Source organism: Luteolibacter rhizosphaerae (genome assembly GCF_025950095.1).
Classification (GTDB): Bacteria; Verrucomicrobiota; Verrucomicrobiia; order Verrucomicrobiales; family Akkermansiaceae; genus Haloferula; species Haloferula rhizosphaerae.
In genome coordinates this window covers 456,125-472,046 of sequence record NZ_JAPDDR010000001.1, presented here as the reverse complement: position 1 = coordinate 472,046, position 15,922 = coordinate 456,125, and the positions used below count along the sequence as shown (strand labels likewise).

Here is a 15,922-nt window from a genome sequence, read left to right as displayed (position 1 = left end):
AAACACGGCATTCTCCCGGGCGCTGGACACCGCCGGGAAGCCCATGCATGATCGGTCCGGGAGATGAAGAGACGCCTGCTTGCCATCCTGACCGCCTCGGCCGCTTGCACGGTCGCCATGGCCGCTCCGCCGCGGGTCGCCACCGTCAAGGTGGATGACATCCTGCGCAAGCTCGATAGCACCGCGAAGGCGAACGAGGAATTCAAGGCGAAGCGTGAGGCGCTAGCAAAAGACGGTCGCAAGATCGCCCTCGACGAGGTGCTGGCCGACCTCGAAATTCGGCGTGGCAAGTTGGCTGACAACGCGGGCCTCGACGAGGAAACGCGCAAGAAGCTCCTCCGCGAGTATACGGTGAAGCAGCAGGAAGCCCGTTCCCTCCAAGAGGAGTTCCAGAACTTCACTTCGGAGAAACAGCAGGCGCTGAATGCCGAACTGGTGGCCAGCATCCGCCAGCGCCTGACCCTGATTCACGGCACGGCGGAAAAAATCGCGAAGGAAGAGGGCTACGATTGGGTATTCGACAGTTCCGGAATCTCGAATACCGGTGTCCCGCTCATGCTTTACGCCAAGACGCCGAACGATCTCACCGAACGGGTGCTCACCGCGCTCCAGCCGCCTCCTGCACCCGGCCCGGCTCCGGCAAGCCCGGTCATCAAGCCGAAACAACGCTGAACCCTTTCACAACATGGACATCTGGCAGAACCCCAATACCTGGTATTTCATCGGCGGCCTCTCGCTCGGCCTCGCCGCCGCCGCGGTGGCATGGAAGTCCGGCTTCTCCGCACGCCGCCGCCTCGGCAAGGACATCCGCAAGCTGGAAAACGAGCTCCGCGAGCTTCAGGGCCACCTGAATACCCAGCTGAAGATCAATGCCCAAGGCAATGATTCGCTGCAAAAGGAACTTGAGGAGTTGAAGCGACAAAACGAGAACCTGCGCGTCAGCCTCGCCGGGCTCCAAGCCAAGCCGGGCAAGGCGGAACTCCGCCATGCCCAAGTCACCGAAAGCGCCGTCCGCCTCATGCGCGAGCAGGCCCCCGGATTCGCTCCGGCATGGGAGAAGGCGATGCGCCAAGCCGAGTCCGAAGTAGAGGCGGGCGAGAGCGGATTGAAGAAACTCGTTCGACGGGTGATCCCCGGAATCGGGATGGGAGCGACCGGCACGACGTCCGGAAATGGCGCTTCCGACGCCGATTCCTGATCGACCAAAGTAGCGGCTGTAGGAGGAAAGATGCGAAAATGTCTCGCGTGGCGGTTGCCATCGGGTGGGGGAATTGTTGACTTTCATAGGGTCATTCCATCGCCAGCCCCCAACTGCGGAGTCAAAACATGTCCAATAGTGCCGATCACGATATCCTGACCGTCCTAGATGCCGCCGGCCCCCAGTGGGCGGAGCTTCAGGCGTGGAAGGCAGTTCCGGTGGAGCCCGCCGCCAACGGCGCGATCACCCTGAACGGCCCGGCCTTCGTCTACCGATGGGAAAACGGGCTCGGCCCGGTGAAGATTTCCTTCTGGCCCGATCAGGAGGGCCGCATCCCGAATGGCCCGGGGCACCTGCTGGCGATCGAGCCCGGTCTGGGCACCATCCGCCTGAAGCTGCCCGGTCGCGAGCCGATGGTGGTGGGCGCGGTGGACCCGGTGATTTACCAGCAGATCGGCGAGCTCACGGGGGAGGCCCAGTCCGCCTTCCAAGGCCAGTCGGGAGAACGCTGGTCGCGCGACTTGGTGATCGTGGCCGCTGCCATGCGCTTGGCCGCTCTCACCCGGGAAGCAGCAGCAGCAGCGGCCGGCCCGGACCGTGGCACCAAGCGCTCCCCGCGCAAGGACCAGCTGGTCACCCAACTCCACGAATGGCTGCGGCCTAATCTGGAGAAGTCGGTCAAGCTCGGTGACGCCGCCAAGCGCTTCGGCAAGAGCCCGCGCCAGCTCATTCGCATTCTCAAGGAGACCACCGGGGCTGGCTTTGCCGAGCATCTTACGATGCATCGGCTCACCCTCGCCCGCGCCCTGCTCATGCGCAGCGGCCAGTCGGTGATGGATGTGGCACGCGCCTCCGGCTTCAACAGCCGCGAGCAGTTCATCCGCTCCTTCAACAAGGCTTTCGGCTGGACCCCGCTCCAGTTCCGCAAGGCATGGAACCAAGCCGCGCTCAGCGATGCCGAGCTCGCCCAACTCTGCCAGGTTTCCGAGCGTTCTCCCGTCGAGTGGCTGGCGGTCGGTGCGGTCGCCGCAAGTCCGGACGAGGATCACGAAGGCGAGCCCCACACTGTCGTGGTCGCAAATGCCCTTCACGAGATCGTCGAACTCTTCTGGGTCACGCCCCAAGGCAAGCGTGCCCGCATCGACGTCCTTGAGCGCGGTGGAATGGTCTTCGTCAACCGCGACAACGGCGGCTCCTGCTGGATCGTCCGCTCGCCCGGCTCCGGCCGTGAACGCTACTTCCGCACGCCGGACGACCACGCCTTGGCAGTGATCACCGCCGCGACCATGGAGAGCTGAAGCTCGTCCCCATCTACTTCTTCGGTCGCAGGATCAGCACGGAGGCTTCGGTCGCGCGGCTGATGACCTCGCTTTCGCTGCCTTTGGTGATGGGCTTGGCCGGCACCTTGGCGACTGCAGTCTTGGCCTCGGACACGGACTCGATCAGGCCGCTCAGAAGCTTGCCCTTGATGGCATAGCTCACGTTGTCCGCAGAGGCTCCGGCCCGGTTCAGCAGTTTGGCGTTGATCACGCCCACCACCCAGCCGGTCTCGAAATCCACCAGCGCCCCGCCGGAGTTGCCCTGCTGGATCGGCACCGTGATCTGGTAGCTATCCTTGCTGTCCTCGAAGCCGGATGCCGCGCTGACCCGACCGTCCGTGAACTTGGCCTCCACGCCTTGGATCATTGGATTCGGATAGCCCACGGTGAAAACGGTCCGGCCCAGTTGCAGATCCTTCTCGCCCTTCGACACCGCCAACCAGGATTTCGGCGCGTGGTCCGCCTTGATCAAGGCGAGGTCGCTCTCCTCGTCGGTCTTCACCACCTGGGCCGGAACCACGGTGCCATCCCGCAAGCGCAGCTCGACTGTCTTGGAATCGGAGACGACGTGATCATTGCTCACGAGCCAGCCATCCGAGGAAATCCAAAAGCCGGATCCCACCGAGGCATATTTGGAGAAATCGAAGCTCTTCTCCGGCTTGGAAGACTTCTGAGGCCGCGTCTGGAGAATCTCTTGGATCACCTTGCGAGGATCCCGCTGACTTGTCTTCAACCACTCGCTCAACAAGGGCTTTTTCTCGAACCAGACCAAAAGCCGCTCCATCACGAAGGCCTCGAAGTCTTCGCGGTTCTTGAAGTCGTTGCTCGAATCGCCGTCGTTCATCCGGTTCGACGCACCCCACATCACGTCGTTCTGCACGCTCAGGAATTCCTCTGCCACTGCCGTGTCCCCGCCGAAGACATTCTCGGCGAGGTGATCGCGCAGCGCTTCATGCTCCGCCTGCCTTTCGGAAAGCACCGCGTCGCGGGCGGCACCGGAACGGTTGGCCGCTTCCTCGATGCGCTGTTTCTCCCGCTTTTCGCTGGCGACCAAGGCCTCCTTGATCTTCTCAAGCTCCTCGTTCATCCGGACCTTCGCCGGATCGGTCTCCTCCGGCTCCACCGGTTTCGGAGCAGGCACGGACTTCGAGAGGGCGCTGACCTCCTCGGCGACGCGCGGTGGCGGCGGCTCAACCCGCTTGCGACCTTCCACCTGAATCCAGACAACAACCCCAACCAGTAAAACGGCCGCGACCCCCAACCCGGCAAACAGCTTCTGGCTCTCACTCGCCCCCGCCTTCTTCCTGACCGGGGCTGGCTGGGCGGCACGGCCCTGCGGAACCTGCCGCTGTACCGGCCGCCCCTGAGAAACCGGAACTGCCTGCGCCTTCACCACCGGCGTCTCCGATTCCACCTTGAACTGCTGGCCGCAGCTCGGGCACTCGACATTCGCACCGGCACCTTGGATGGATGCCTGCATCGCGACCCCGCAATGCGGGCAATTGAACTGAAGCTGCATGGGAAGGAGCGGTTAAAAGAGGGACATCGGGGCGCTATCCCGACCCGCATTATCCGGAAAGGGGGATATCCCGCCAAGGCTTTTTGCCTATCTCCGTTGCTGCTCCCTCCGCAAAATTCAAAGGCCCCGGGGCGCTCGCACCCCGGGGCCGACGATCTAGCCGAACCATTTCAATCCGCATCGGCAAAGCGCCACTGCTGATCCTGAGCCCCGGTGAACTGCCAGAGCTGCACAATGCTGCCGTTGCCAAACTGGTTGTCGTCACCCGTGACCTCCATGCAACTGCCGCTGGCGCACTCCGGCGTGAAGCGCAGCCAGTTGCCATCGGTGCGGCTGATGCCCCAGTGCTGCGCGTTGTTGTTGTACCACGCCCATTGCTGGATCTTGGTGCCGTTCGCGCTGCTCGCCGCATTCACGTCGAGCGCCTTCGAGACCGCGTGGGTAGGCGTGAGGCGCAGCCAGCTCCCCACCGGGTTGCTGACCTCCCACTTCTGGTTCGCTCCGCCCACATACTCCCACAGGTGAGCCTGCGCACCGTCGGAGGTCGAAACCCCTGCGATGTCCAGACACTCGTAGTGTGCGTGCTTCGGCAGGAGCCGGTAGGTCCCCGGGGTGATCGCCACCAGTTCGGGATACCACTGCTGCCAGTTGCCGTCGTTATGGCCCCACTGGTTGATGTTGTTCACTCCGTTCGGATCCATATCCAACACCTTAGCTTCCGTCCCCTTGTGAACGAGGAACAGGTGCGCGGCGGAATTCTGCGCCACCCACCATTTCTGGGCATCGCTGCCGTTGCCGGTGTATTGGACGATGTCCACGCCATCGCCGCCGCCATTGTTCACCACATCCAGCCACTTGTTCGTGCCTTGGTGGTTGAAGCTGTAGCTGCCATCGCCATTGCGCCACGCCACCCAGTTCTGCGACGCGGTGCCGGAGGCATTCGCCGCTTGGACCGACACGTTGTCCGCCGAACTATTGCCGGGGACATCGAGGTACTTGCCGTTGTGGCGGTTCTTGAAGCGATACACCCCGCCGCTCACCAGCGGGCGATAGCCGCCCTGGTTGCGCGGGCCGAAGGTGATCTGCACGTCGGCATAGCGGTTCGGATTCGATCCGCCCACGGCCACCGTCTTGATCGTCAGATCGGCGGCAGCGTCATACCAGGTTTGGTTCACCGCCAGCGGTGCATTGTCCCGGTTGTCATCACCCGGATTATTCATGTCGAGCACCTTGCTGTCCGAGGCCCGCCATGAGGATACCGCCATCACCGCCGCGCCGTTGTTGAAGTTCGGCTGCGCGATCGCATCACCCCGGACCGAGATCCAGTAGTTGAACTCGTAATCCCGGCCCAGCTTCAGGGCGAGGGTGCGGTTCAGCGCCGTGTTCCCGTCATCCTGATAGACGCGGTAAGTGCCGCTGCGAGTGATCGTCTGCACCGCGGAGTCCGGAAGCCAGCCGCAGAAGTTCTTAAAGTAGGCATTGAAGCTATTATACTGGTTCGCTCCCCAGGCATTGCCCATGGGATCGTTGGCATCGCCATACTCGCGGTGCTGACGGGCCGGCGAGATGGGGTTGCCGTCGGTGCTGTACCAGGAGTTCGCGTGCGGCAGCCAGAAGACGTGACCGTATTCGTGGACGAAGAGCCGCACGTCGAAGTTGCCGTTGCACCAGATGTTGCCACCGCCACCCCAGCCCGCCGCACCGAACTGGCCGTAGCCCTCGTGCGCGATAACGAAGCAGGAGTAGTCGGCCAGGTTGTACCCGTTGGCCGCGGCAGCCGCTTTCGAATCATCCGCCCAGCGTCCCCAGTCGTAGCCGTTGCCGGTATAGTAGGCGGAGTTCTGAGGCAGGTTCATCACCGGCGTCACGTCGGCGCGGTTGATCCAGCCCTTCTGGTAGGAGATGCGGCGCATCCGCACATCCCATCCATCCGAGCGGGTGACCGTATCCGTGAAGGTTGCCGGAGTCGCCCAAGCCGGGAAAGGCTTATCTGTCGGCTGCACTCGCATGATCAGGATGTTCTTCCCGCCGTGCGTGAGGCTCGTTGGCGGCTTGCCGATGTAGCCGGTCGATCCCGAGACGCTGCTGTCACCAAGACCCATCACCGCGCTACCTGCGGCACTCCTCTTATAGAGCGCCTGCAGATCGTGGTTCGTCAGAGTCCGCTGGGTATTCTCCGCGCCCTTCTCTCCGGCAAGGATCGCGGATTCCACATTGGTCACGTGGGCCGGCTCGCAAGTCCCGTAGAGATCGGTTCCGACCTGGAAGACCGTCTTGTTGTCTTCCGCCACGACCCCCGCGACGGGAGTCGCCACCGTCTCCTCGGACACCGGGCAATACTCGTTCACGCTACCCCGCTCCAAGCTCTCCCCCGGCTCCAAGGTGCGCACCGGGCTATCCAGCACCGCCAGCTTCCCATCGATCGACACGCCATGCAGCGAGGCCCCGTTCACATAAGGCGTCGCGGTGCGGCCACCATAACGGAAGGCTTCGTAGCTCTGCCCGTCGATTCGCGCATAGTCGAAGGTGGGAGCCCCTTCTCCATCCGGCAGAGGTGTGGTATGCAGCGAGTAGAGATCGCCATAGCCGTTGACGCGGTCTTCTAACAAATCCTCCACGGCTTCCGGCAACTGCTGCCGCACCGCAAGCGGAACCGCATCTGCAAGCGCCCGCCTCGGATCATCGCAGATCTGCACTTTTAGGAAATTCCGTCGCTCGGAAGCGAGCTCGGCTCCTTGCTCCTCCATCTTTTCACGCTCGCTCGCGGGTGCCGCCAAGTAACGATTCGCCCACTCCGCGAAGTTCGCCACTGCAGGCTCCGGATCGGACTTCCAACCGGAGCCGATCAACTCCCTCTCGGGCACGATCGCGGCGACAGGCGGCCCTCCGGCGGCGCCATCCATGGTCGACACGGCTTTCTCGCCGAGTTGCGCCAGCTTCTCCAGACGCCGGGATTCCGCATCTTGTCCTGACGCATGTCGCTCGCTTGAAGCATCTTGCCGATGCTTCTCCGCAGCGTTTGCCGAGTCCGCTGCCGGAAACTGATTCCAGAGCAGCGCGATACCGCACACTCCTAGAAGCGTGGCGGAGGCGATCACAAACCGCCGGGGAGGAGGCGGACTTTGGGTTCTCGATTTGTTTTCGGGTATTCTCATTAGGGTTTTATCCCCTTATGGGGATCTACCATCCCAAACGAAAATTCACGATTATGGCTACCCCTAACAGCGACTCCTGCAAACTTTTCAGGAAATTCCCAACTATCGGCATGTCACTAACAGTAATTTACATGTATATATGCAACTTCATGCAAATTGCATAGCTATACCGGAGCTTCCATATGAAGCGATGCCTATTATAATCTACCGTGGATCAAGTTCCGCTAAGGGTGCATGATCTGCAGGCGATAGATGCCCCTGCTCGTTGGCGCAGCCGGATCCGTGATCTGCACCGCACCATCGGCGCTCACCGGCCCGATCGCTTGCACTTCCTGCCACTCGCTGCCGAGCCCGCCCACCATGCGTTCCAGCGTGTAGGAGCGTCCAGCCTTGCCGTTGAACTCGAGCATGGCCGGCGATACCGACACCACCTTCAAACGCGTGACATCCGTGCCGCCGAGGGGGTTCGTTCCGGCCACATATTCGTCGCGGTTCGTTTGTCCGTCGCCATCCGCATCCGCATCGGCAGCCAGCGAGGTTGTCGTGCCGTAGAGCGCCTCCCATGCATCCGGCATGCCGTCACCATCGCTATCCGCCTGCGAGCCTACCGGAGGCGGAGTCAGAGCCACCGCCACATTATCCATCACAGAAGTATTCAGCACGGAGGTCGATCCGCTGGCGACCGCCAGACCCACGTAATAGTTCGTGCCCATCGTCACGCTCACGCTACCGATGGTCGTCCAGGTGCTGCCATCGGTGCTGCGGGAGGCCGTCACCGTGCTACCGCTACGAGCGAGACGTACCCACAGGTTGGGCGCGGTGCCCGTGCTGCTGTTCGTCGTCGTCACCGTGCCACCCATGAGAGTGCGCCGTTGCCAGCGCCATCCACCGGAGCCGGTGACCGTCAGCGCCGCCATCCGCGAGCCCGCGTCCAGGGTATCGCGCATCATGACACCCACCCGCGCATTGCTTCCGGTGTTGTTCAGCGTGCTCACCCGCGCAACGATCGATCCGTTCGCACCCAAGGTCTGATAGACGTAGCGGAAGCCATCCGACAGTCCGCCGAAGCTGCCCGCTCCCTTCACCGTGTGAGCCCCGCCGAAGAACTCGGCGCTTCCCTGCAACCCGGGACTTCCGATATCCGCCGTGAGCCATGGCACCGGATAGGGCGTGATGGAGACATTGTCGAAGGTAGCCGTTCCCAGCACCGCGTTGTTGTGGCTACTCACCGCCAAGCCGATCGAGACGCTCGCGGGCATCGCGATCGTTGCCGTCCCCACCTGGGTCCACGCGGTCCCGTTCGCGGAGACGTAGCCGGTGATCAGCGTGCCGCTGCGGGTCAGCCTCACCCAATTGTTCGGCACCGCGTTCAGGGTCGGCCCTGCCACGGAGTTGGTGCTACCGGATGCCGTCGTACGCCGCTGGAATTGGAAGCCGCTGCCCGGCGTCACCGCCATCAGCGCGTTCACCGCGGTCGAGATATTGCTGCCGCGGATCATCACCCCGGCCTTCGCCTGGGCATGGGTATTCGTCTGGGAAGTGACCCGTGCCCGGATCTCCCCATCACCCGCCAGCGTCTGCCACGCATAGTGCATCCCGTCGGCCGTGCCGCTGATGTCGGATCCCGAGCCGCTCAACGTGAATGTCCCCGCGCTCTCCGAGGAGCCGCCGGCCACACCGGGCGAACCGATGTCCGTGGCGGTCCAGCCCGATGGCAGTGAGGTCGTGACCGTGATGTTCATGGTCGCCTCGGCGAAGAAGCCTCCTTGGTCCGTCACCCTTACGGTGAAGGCATTGCTAGCCGCACTTCCGCCCGGCGGCGTTCCGGAGAGAGCCCCGCTACCCGACACCGTAAGCCAAGCCGGCCCGCCGGTCTTGCTGAAGCTGAGGGTATCTCCAGCGTTCGGATCGCTCGCGTCGCCCGCGATGCTGCCCGAGTATGCCACACCCAGCGTCGCCGCCGGCTTGCTGAAGGGATTCGCGGTGAAGACCGGTGCCAGGTTTCCCGCGGTGATCGTCTCCGGACCCGCCTGATAGTTCCCCAGCACCTGTTGCGCGCTCAGGGCGTAGTCGTAGCTACGGAACTCATCGTAGGTCGCATCGGCATTGCTATCCGCGGCCCAATTCGAGCGTCCCAGCCAAACGTTCAGGTCGTCGATCGTGCTCGGACCCAGCAGCGTCGGCACCGAGGCGATCTGCACGCCATTCTTGTAAAGTTTCCACGCCGAGGAAGTGGTGTCGTAGGTCGTCACCAAGTGCATCCGTGTACCCACCGTGGTGGCTCCGGTGATGAACTGATTCCCGCCGCCCGTGAGGAATTGCCCTCCGCGCTCCAGCATGATGTCGTTCGCCGTGCCCACGTTTGCGGTCACGGTCAGGTAGTCCGCCCCGTTGAAGCTCCCGCCAACGTCCGCCACCTCGTCGATCGAGTTGTTCCCGAAGTCGAGGATGCGCGACCAGTTCCGGTTGCTGTGCACCGTTACCCAGACCTCATAGCTCGCCTCTGCCAGACCGGGATACATCTCCGCGGAGCCGGACATCGAGGCATTCGGGAGATCGATGTAGGCCGCGCTTGCCGAGGCGCCGCCCGCCAGGCGCACCCCGCTGCCGTTTCCGGAGGCCCCGCTCCCGCGGATCACCCCGTGAGCGGTGCCCATCGAGTCAAGGATCTGCGTGCCTGCGGTCAAGGCACCGCTGGTATTGTCGAAGCGATAGCGGTGCTTCGGGCCGTGGCTCAAAGCTTGCTGGGCCTGCACCGGCACCGTCAGCACGACGGCCGTGGTAAGAAGGGAGAATAGGGCCTTCATGGGTTTCAGAGGTCGGAGTCGATGAAGCGCCATTGTTGGTTGTTTCCGCCGAGATAGGTCCACTGCTGGATGTCCGTGCCTGCCGACGAACTGCCGCCGGAGACGTCGAGACACATCGCCGGCGCGTGCACCGGCGTCAGCCGCACGAAGCCCATGCCCGTGGAGACGAAGGTGAACTTCTGCGAGTTCGCACCCGTATAGGGCTCCAGCACTGCCTTGGCCCCCTCCGCGGTGCTGCCGCCTTGGATCCCGAGCGTAACCTCGGGTTTGCCTTGGGGATGGATCCGGAATTGCCCGCCTCCCAAGTTCAGCATCGTCCAGCGCTGCCATTCACCCGCCGCCCAGAACTGCTGCTCGAGCTGCGTGCCAGAGGCACTGCTTCGGGCTCGTAAAGACAGCCCCAGGGTCTGCGCATGCCGCGGCACCAGCCGGTAGTTCCCGTTGTTCAAGCCGATCAGGGTAGGCTCCCACTTCTGCTCGTCGCCGGAGAAATCGTCGTACTGGATCACATCGCCATAGTTGCCGCCCGCGGTGTCCGCACAGAGCAGTTGGTTGGTGCCCTTGTGCCGCAGCTTTAGATAGCCGTCCCAGGAGTTCAGCACATCCCAGCGCTGGGCATCCCCACCGTTCCAGGTCCACTGGATGATCTCGGTGTAGTTGCCCCCGCCGTTGTTCATCACGTCGAGAAAGAGATTGGTCGAGCCGTTCCGCTTCAGGCTGTAAGTGCCGTCACTGTTGCGCTGGGCGACCCACTGCTGGTTGGTCGCTCCGCTGTAGGCCGCCACCACGGGCTCGGCACCTTCGTTCAAGTTCGGCGAGGTGAGATACTGGTTGAAGCTCTTGTTCCGCAGACCGTAGATCCCGCCGTTCACCAGCGCCCGGTAGCCATGCACGTAGCCCGGACCGAAGTTCACCTTCACGTACATGTGGTGTGGCCAGTCGGTCATCATCCGCCCCGCGGTGGTGATCGAGATGCCGGAGGCCGCATCCGTCCAGGTCTGCCCTTGGGCCAGCGGTGCGTTCCAGGTTCCGTCGTTCTGGCTATTGAAATCCAGCACATGGGAATCCCCGAAGCGCTCGCCATTCACGCCCACGATGTAAGCCCCCGTATTGTAGTTGCCCTGCGGAACTCCGTCCCCGCGAAACATCACCCACAGGTCCAAGTCGTTATCCCGCGTGATCTTCAGCGCCACCGGCTTGGTCCAATCGCCCCAGCCGTCGAACTGGTTGATCCGGTAAGTGCCCGAGTGCGTCACCGGCACCACCGCGCTATCGGGCAGCCAGCCGAGCAGATTCTTGTAGTAGGCATTGTAGTCGCTGAAGCCGCTGGTTCCCCAGGCATTCCCCATCGGGTCGCTATCATCCCCATACTCCACATGCCAGCGTCCGCCGGAAAGCGGGTTGCCGTCGTTCGCCTGCCATGAATTGGCGTGAGGCAACCAGAAGACGTGCCCGTATTCATGCACCAGCAGGCGATCGGAGGCGTTGCCGTTGCACCAGATCGCACCGCCACCGCCCCACCCGGCTGCACCGCCGCTGACGAATCCATCGTGCACGATCGTCCGGCAGGAGAAGCTGTCGGGATTGTAGCCCAGCGCGAAGGCCGCGTTGCGCGCGTCGTTCAAGATGTCGCCCCAGTAGGCACCGTTGTCGTAGCTCCCTCGGTTTCTCGGCATCCGCAGCACCGGCGTTACCGTGGGCGCAGCAAGCTGCGATTTCCCGTGGGAGAAGCGGTTGATCATCCAGCCGACCGAGTTCACCTGATCGGTGAGATACTGCTCGCTGAAGTTGCAGTAAGGATGATCCGGGAAATCGACCCGCATGACGATCATCGTGTTCGTCCCCTGCGTCAGCCAGCTCGGCGGCTTGCCCGGATAGTCGGCACTGCCATTCACCCCGCTGGAGGAAAGCGATCGCGGCGTATCCGCATCGCCAGCAATCGCATCCACCGCCTGTAGCGCGGACATGTGCTGACGCTCCAAGCGCTCCATCCGCGTTTCGAAATCTTCCGCGCAGAAGGGGCAGCACAGCTCGTAACCATGGTTGCCCACCAGCATCGTCGTCACCTCCGCCGGCGGAGTCTCCCGGGTCGCCGGATCTTCCGGCACCACCGTCACGCCTCCGGTCACCACGCATTCCTCGGTCGTCTCGGCGGCAGTCTCGCCCTCTTCCATCTTCCGCACCGGACTGTCGAGAATCGCCAGGTGCCCATCGAGAGTGATCCCGTGCACCGAGACATCCTTCAGCGAGGGGGTCAGTGCCCGGTCACCATAACGATGCGCTTGGAAAACCCGGCTGCCGACATGGGCTTGCTCTACCGTCGGGATCACCTTTTTCTCTCCCGGGCCCGCGATGCCCATCACGCGATAGATATCGCCGCGATCCGACACCCGCTCTTCCAACAGATCCTGCACGGCCTGCGGCAGCTGCTGGCGCACGATCACCGGCAGCGTGTTGGCGATCGCCTCCCGCGGATCTTTCCTGATGAGATCCGACATCACCTCGCGACGGACCTTTGCCAGCGCGATTCCCTCCTCCCGCAGCGCAGACCGCGCTTCCGGCTTCGCCTCACGGTAACGCTGCGCCCATGCGGCGAAAGCGGCGAGCGTCTCGCGCGGCGAAGTGTTCCAAGCGCTGCCGAAGAGTTCGCGATCCGGCACATGCTTCGCGGCTTCCCCTTGGGACAAGACCGGACCAGAACCGGACGAGTCCTCAGAGGGAAGCCCGCTCAGCGGGGAGGAAAGCTTCTCTCCCGCCGCATCGATCCCGGCTAGCGATTGCGGCTTGGCAGGCCACAGCAGATACGCGGCGACCGATACCCCGAGGGCGCAAAGAATGCCGTAAGCGGCAGGCTTGGAGGGTTTCATGGGTTTGGGCAAAGGCACGGTTCTCCGCAAAAGGACGATATCGACATACCGCACCAAAAAGCGGCGAGTCATATCGGGGAGGACAGGACTTGGGTTAAGATCACTTTTGCACGATTCCGCCGTCTCTCAATAGGGAATCGGGTTGATTCAATTGTCTACTTGCTATACATTCTATCCGTTAGCATGCACTCCACGCCGCGCAGAATATCGGTTCACGATCAGCTCGTCGCCCTGCTGCGGGAAGGCATCCTGGGTTCGAGGTGGGAGAAAATCCTGCCGACCGAAGCGGATCTTTGCCGCGATTTCCAAGTCAGCCGCATGACTCTCCGCAAGGCACTCGCCCAGCTCGCGGCGGAGAACTGGATCGTTCCGGGCGGGCACGGCAAACGTCACCGGCTACGAAGGAAACCGGTAAAACGCGAAGTCGCCGCGGCGAGCACCATCCGCATCCTTACTCCTTTCGACACGGTCTTCGGCACCACGGAGCAAGTGCTGCATGAAACCCTCAACGAGATCTTCGGGGCTGCGGGCATGCGCTTGGTGCAGGAACATCACCCCCGCATCTACGAATCGTTCTCTGCATCGCGGCTCGCCCAGCTCGACGCCTTGCCAGACACAGCGGGATGGCTTCTCTTCTATGCCACCGAACAGATTCAGCAATGGTTCGCCGCGCGGCGCCGGCCCGTCGCCATCGCGGGACGGGTCCACGGTTCGCTACCGCTTGCCAGTGTCTATCCCGATTCGGTCGCCTTGGCGCGCCATGCCGCTGGCTTGCTGCACTCGAAGGGCTACCGCGATATGGTCTACCTGATCGCGAACCTCACCAGCCTCGGCGACCGCATGTCGTCCGAAGCTTTCGTCACGGAAGCCCGTCGGCTCGGATCTCGAGCTCGCATCGTCAACTATGATGCCCCGCCCCAAGCCGCTGCCAAAGCGGTTCGTCAATTGATCGCCGCGAAGCCCCGTCCCACCGGCTTCGTGATCAGCGCCTCGGAGGTGGCCGTCACGGTTCTCTGTCATCTTCAGGCGGCAGGAATCCGCGTGCCGGGCCAAGCCGCGGTGATCGCGACCTGGGATCACGACCACTTCGACTACACTTTCCCCTCGATCACGCGCTACCACACCGATGGTGCGACCTTCGGTCGCCAGCTTGGTCGCATCATGCTTGATCTGATTCGTCACGGTCCGGGTAAGACCCGCTCGGTCCCGATCATGCCGGAGTATGTCTCCGCAGGAAGCATCGGAACCTTCAAAGGGTAGGGCACTCTCCACGATTTGCCGGTTTCGGGAAAAGCGGGAAACGTGTAACCTGAAGGGCTGGGACGATCGTACCCCTGCGGGGAGCATCATCCAAGCACCCTGCAGACCTCAGCCGACATGAAATCCGATTCTTCCACCGCTTTCCAATCCGGCCTTTTGGCGCTCCTCGCCTTTGGTGCAATCGCATGGGAAGCGGATGCGGCTACTGATGGCCAGCTTCGTGTCACCGGCGGGATCATCGAGGGCAAGGTCATGGAAGATGGCATGCGGGTGTTCAAGGGTATCCCCTTCGCCGCTCCGCCTACAGGCGAGCTTCGCTGGAAAGCTCCCCAAGCCGTCCTTCCGTGGGAAGGCATTCGCCAAGCGAAGGACTTCGGGCCTGCCCCCGAACAAGGGAGGGCGCTCGCCGCTCTCTTGGGTGTGCCCAACCGCTTCAATGAGGACTGCCTGCATCTGAATGTCTGGACCAAGGCGAGTGCCGCCTCGGACAAGCTCCCGGTCATGGTCTGGATCTACGGCGGGGCCTTCATGAATGGCTCCTCCTCCACGCCGCTCTACGATGGCACCCGGCTCGCATCCAAGGGGGCGGTCATCGTGACGATCAACTATCGGATCGGGCCGCTTGGCTTCCTCGCCCACCCGGAACTCGGCAAGGAAGCCGGTGGAGTTTCCGGCAACTACGGTATCTTGGATCAGATCGCGGCACTCCGCTGGGTCAAAGAGAACATCGCCTCCTTCGGAGGTGACCCCGGCTGTATCACGATCTTCGGCGAATCGGCAGGTGCCTTCTCGGTGGCTTACCTCGCCTCCTCTCCGCTCGCGAAGGGCTTGTTTCATCGCGCGATTGCCCAGAGCGGCGGATCCTTCGCTCCGGGGGGCAAGCTCGGGGAATCCGGCACGATGAGCAAAACCCTTCAAGCGGCAGAAGCCGAGGGCCAAGCGTTTCTCAAAAAGCTCGGTGTCGGAAGCATCGCCGAAGCCCGCTCGCTCCCGGCGAAGAAGATTGTCGCGACTTCATCAAGTGGAGGACCGGGAACGGCGCCCGTGTTCGACGGCAAGATCCTGCCCGGAGATCTCCACGGACTCTATCAGCGAGGCCGCTTCAACGACACCCCGATCTTGATCGGCAACAATTCGGACGAGGCCGCGATGTTCATCTTCGGCAGCGTCAGCCCCGCGGATTTCGTGAAGCAGGCACGTGAGAGACTCGGGGATTCAGCCGACGGAATTGTCGCCCTGTATCCCCATTCCTCGCGCGCGGAGGCTACCCTCTCTCGCAAGCAGTTGGTTGCCGATGCCGCCTTCTCCTGGCACACGTGGACTTGGGCCGGACTCCAGGCTACGAAGGGCAAGAACGATGCCTACGTTTACTACTTCGACCACCGTCCCGATCCGGAGTCTGACGGCGCTAACCACGCGGCCGAGATCGCCTACGTCTTCGCCAACCCGCCCGCCTCCGGAATCTTTAGCAAGACTCCGCAGTCGGAAGACCAGGCGACGGCCGAGACCCTGAGCAGCTACTGGGTCAATTTTGCGAAACACGGAAACCCGAATGGCGATGGATTGCCGGAATGGTTTCCCTTCACCAAGTCAGCACCGAGAGCCATGCTCTTCGGCACGGAGACCGGAATGGGAAGCTTGCCCTACGCGAAGCGGATGAGGGCTTGGGATTCCTTCTTCGCCGGTAAGCGCGAGGAAGCTTCGTCAAAGCCCTAGGCTTTCGCCTGCCGACCGTGGCTTCCTCGCAGCACAAAAAAGCGCGCCTCCGTTTCCGGAAGCGCGCTTGAGATTGAAACC

At 62.8% G+C, this 15,922-nt stretch carries 9 protein-coding genes; 5 read left to right on the top strand and 4 right to left on the bottom strand.

What is annotated here, in order from left to right; genetic code table 11:
• Positions 1-63 precede the first annotated feature (63 nt).
• The 3 genes from OJ996_RS01905 to OJ996_RS01895 all read left to right on the top strand — a co-directional run bounded on the left by OJ996_RS01905 (position 64) and on the right by OJ996_RS01895 (position 2,496).
• The gene (locus OJ996_RS01905; protein ID WP_264510595.1) at positions 64-672 is read left to right on the top strand and encodes an OmpH/Skp family outer membrane protein; all 609 of its coding nucleotides are present in this window, start codon (positions 64-66) and stop codon (positions 670-672) included.
• A 13-nt stretch (positions 673-685) separates the two neighbouring features.
• A complete protein-coding gene (locus tag OJ996_RS01900) occupies positions 686-1,198 on the top strand; it encodes a hypothetical protein (RefSeq protein ID WP_264510593.1) in 513 nt (170 codons plus the stop codon).
• Positions 1,199-1,326: 128 nt separating this feature from the next.
• On the top strand, positions 1,327-2,496 hold the full coding sequence (locus OJ996_RS01895; RefSeq protein WP_264510591.1) for a helix-turn-helix transcriptional regulator: 1,170 nt from the start codon (positions 1,327-1,329) through the stop codon (positions 2,494-2,496).
• A gap of 13 nt (positions 2,497-2,509) precedes the next feature.
• Here OJ996_RS01895 and OJ996_RS01890 read toward each other — a convergent pair whose 3' ends face one another.
• From OJ996_RS01890 to OJ996_RS01875, 4 genes are all read right to left on the bottom strand, one after another.
• Complete coding sequence (locus OJ996_RS01890) at positions 2,510-4,036, bottom strand: trypsin-like peptidase domain-containing protein (protein WP_264510589.1); 1,527 nt, start codon at positions 4,034-4,036, stop codon at positions 2,510-2,512.
• 170 nt (positions 4,037-4,206) lie between these two features.
• On the bottom strand, positions 4,207-7,134 hold the full coding sequence (locus OJ996_RS01885; protein ID WP_264510587.1) for an RICIN domain-containing protein: 2,928 nt from the start codon (positions 7,132-7,134) through the stop codon (positions 4,207-4,209).
• A 281-nt stretch (positions 7,135-7,415) separates the two neighbouring features.
• Positions 7,416-9,998, bottom strand: a complete 2,583-nt coding sequence (locus OJ996_RS01880; RefSeq protein ID WP_264510585.1) for a putative Ig domain-containing protein — start codon at positions 9,996-9,998, stop codon at positions 7,416-7,418.
• 5 nt (positions 9,999-10,003) lie between these two features.
• Entirely contained in the window at positions 10,004-12,865 is a 2,862-nt protein-coding gene (locus tag OJ996_RS01875; RefSeq protein ID WP_264510584.1) for an RICIN domain-containing protein, read from the bottom strand.
• 183 nt (positions 12,866-13,048) lie between these two features.
• Here OJ996_RS01875 and OJ996_RS01870 point away from each other — a divergent pair, with 183 nt between their 5' ends.
• Both OJ996_RS01870 and OJ996_RS01865 read left to right on the top strand, forming a co-directional pair.
• Complete coding sequence (locus tag OJ996_RS01870) at positions 13,049-14,125, top strand: substrate-binding domain-containing protein (RefSeq protein ID WP_264510582.1); 1,077 nt, start codon at positions 13,049-13,051, stop codon at positions 14,123-14,125.
• A 117-nt stretch (positions 14,126-14,242) separates the two neighbouring features.
• On the top strand, positions 14,243-15,841 hold the full coding sequence (locus OJ996_RS01865; RefSeq protein ID WP_264510580.1) for a carboxylesterase/lipase family protein: 1,599 nt from the start codon (positions 14,243-14,245) through the stop codon (positions 15,839-15,841).
• Positions 15,842-15,922 lie beyond the last annotated feature (81 nt).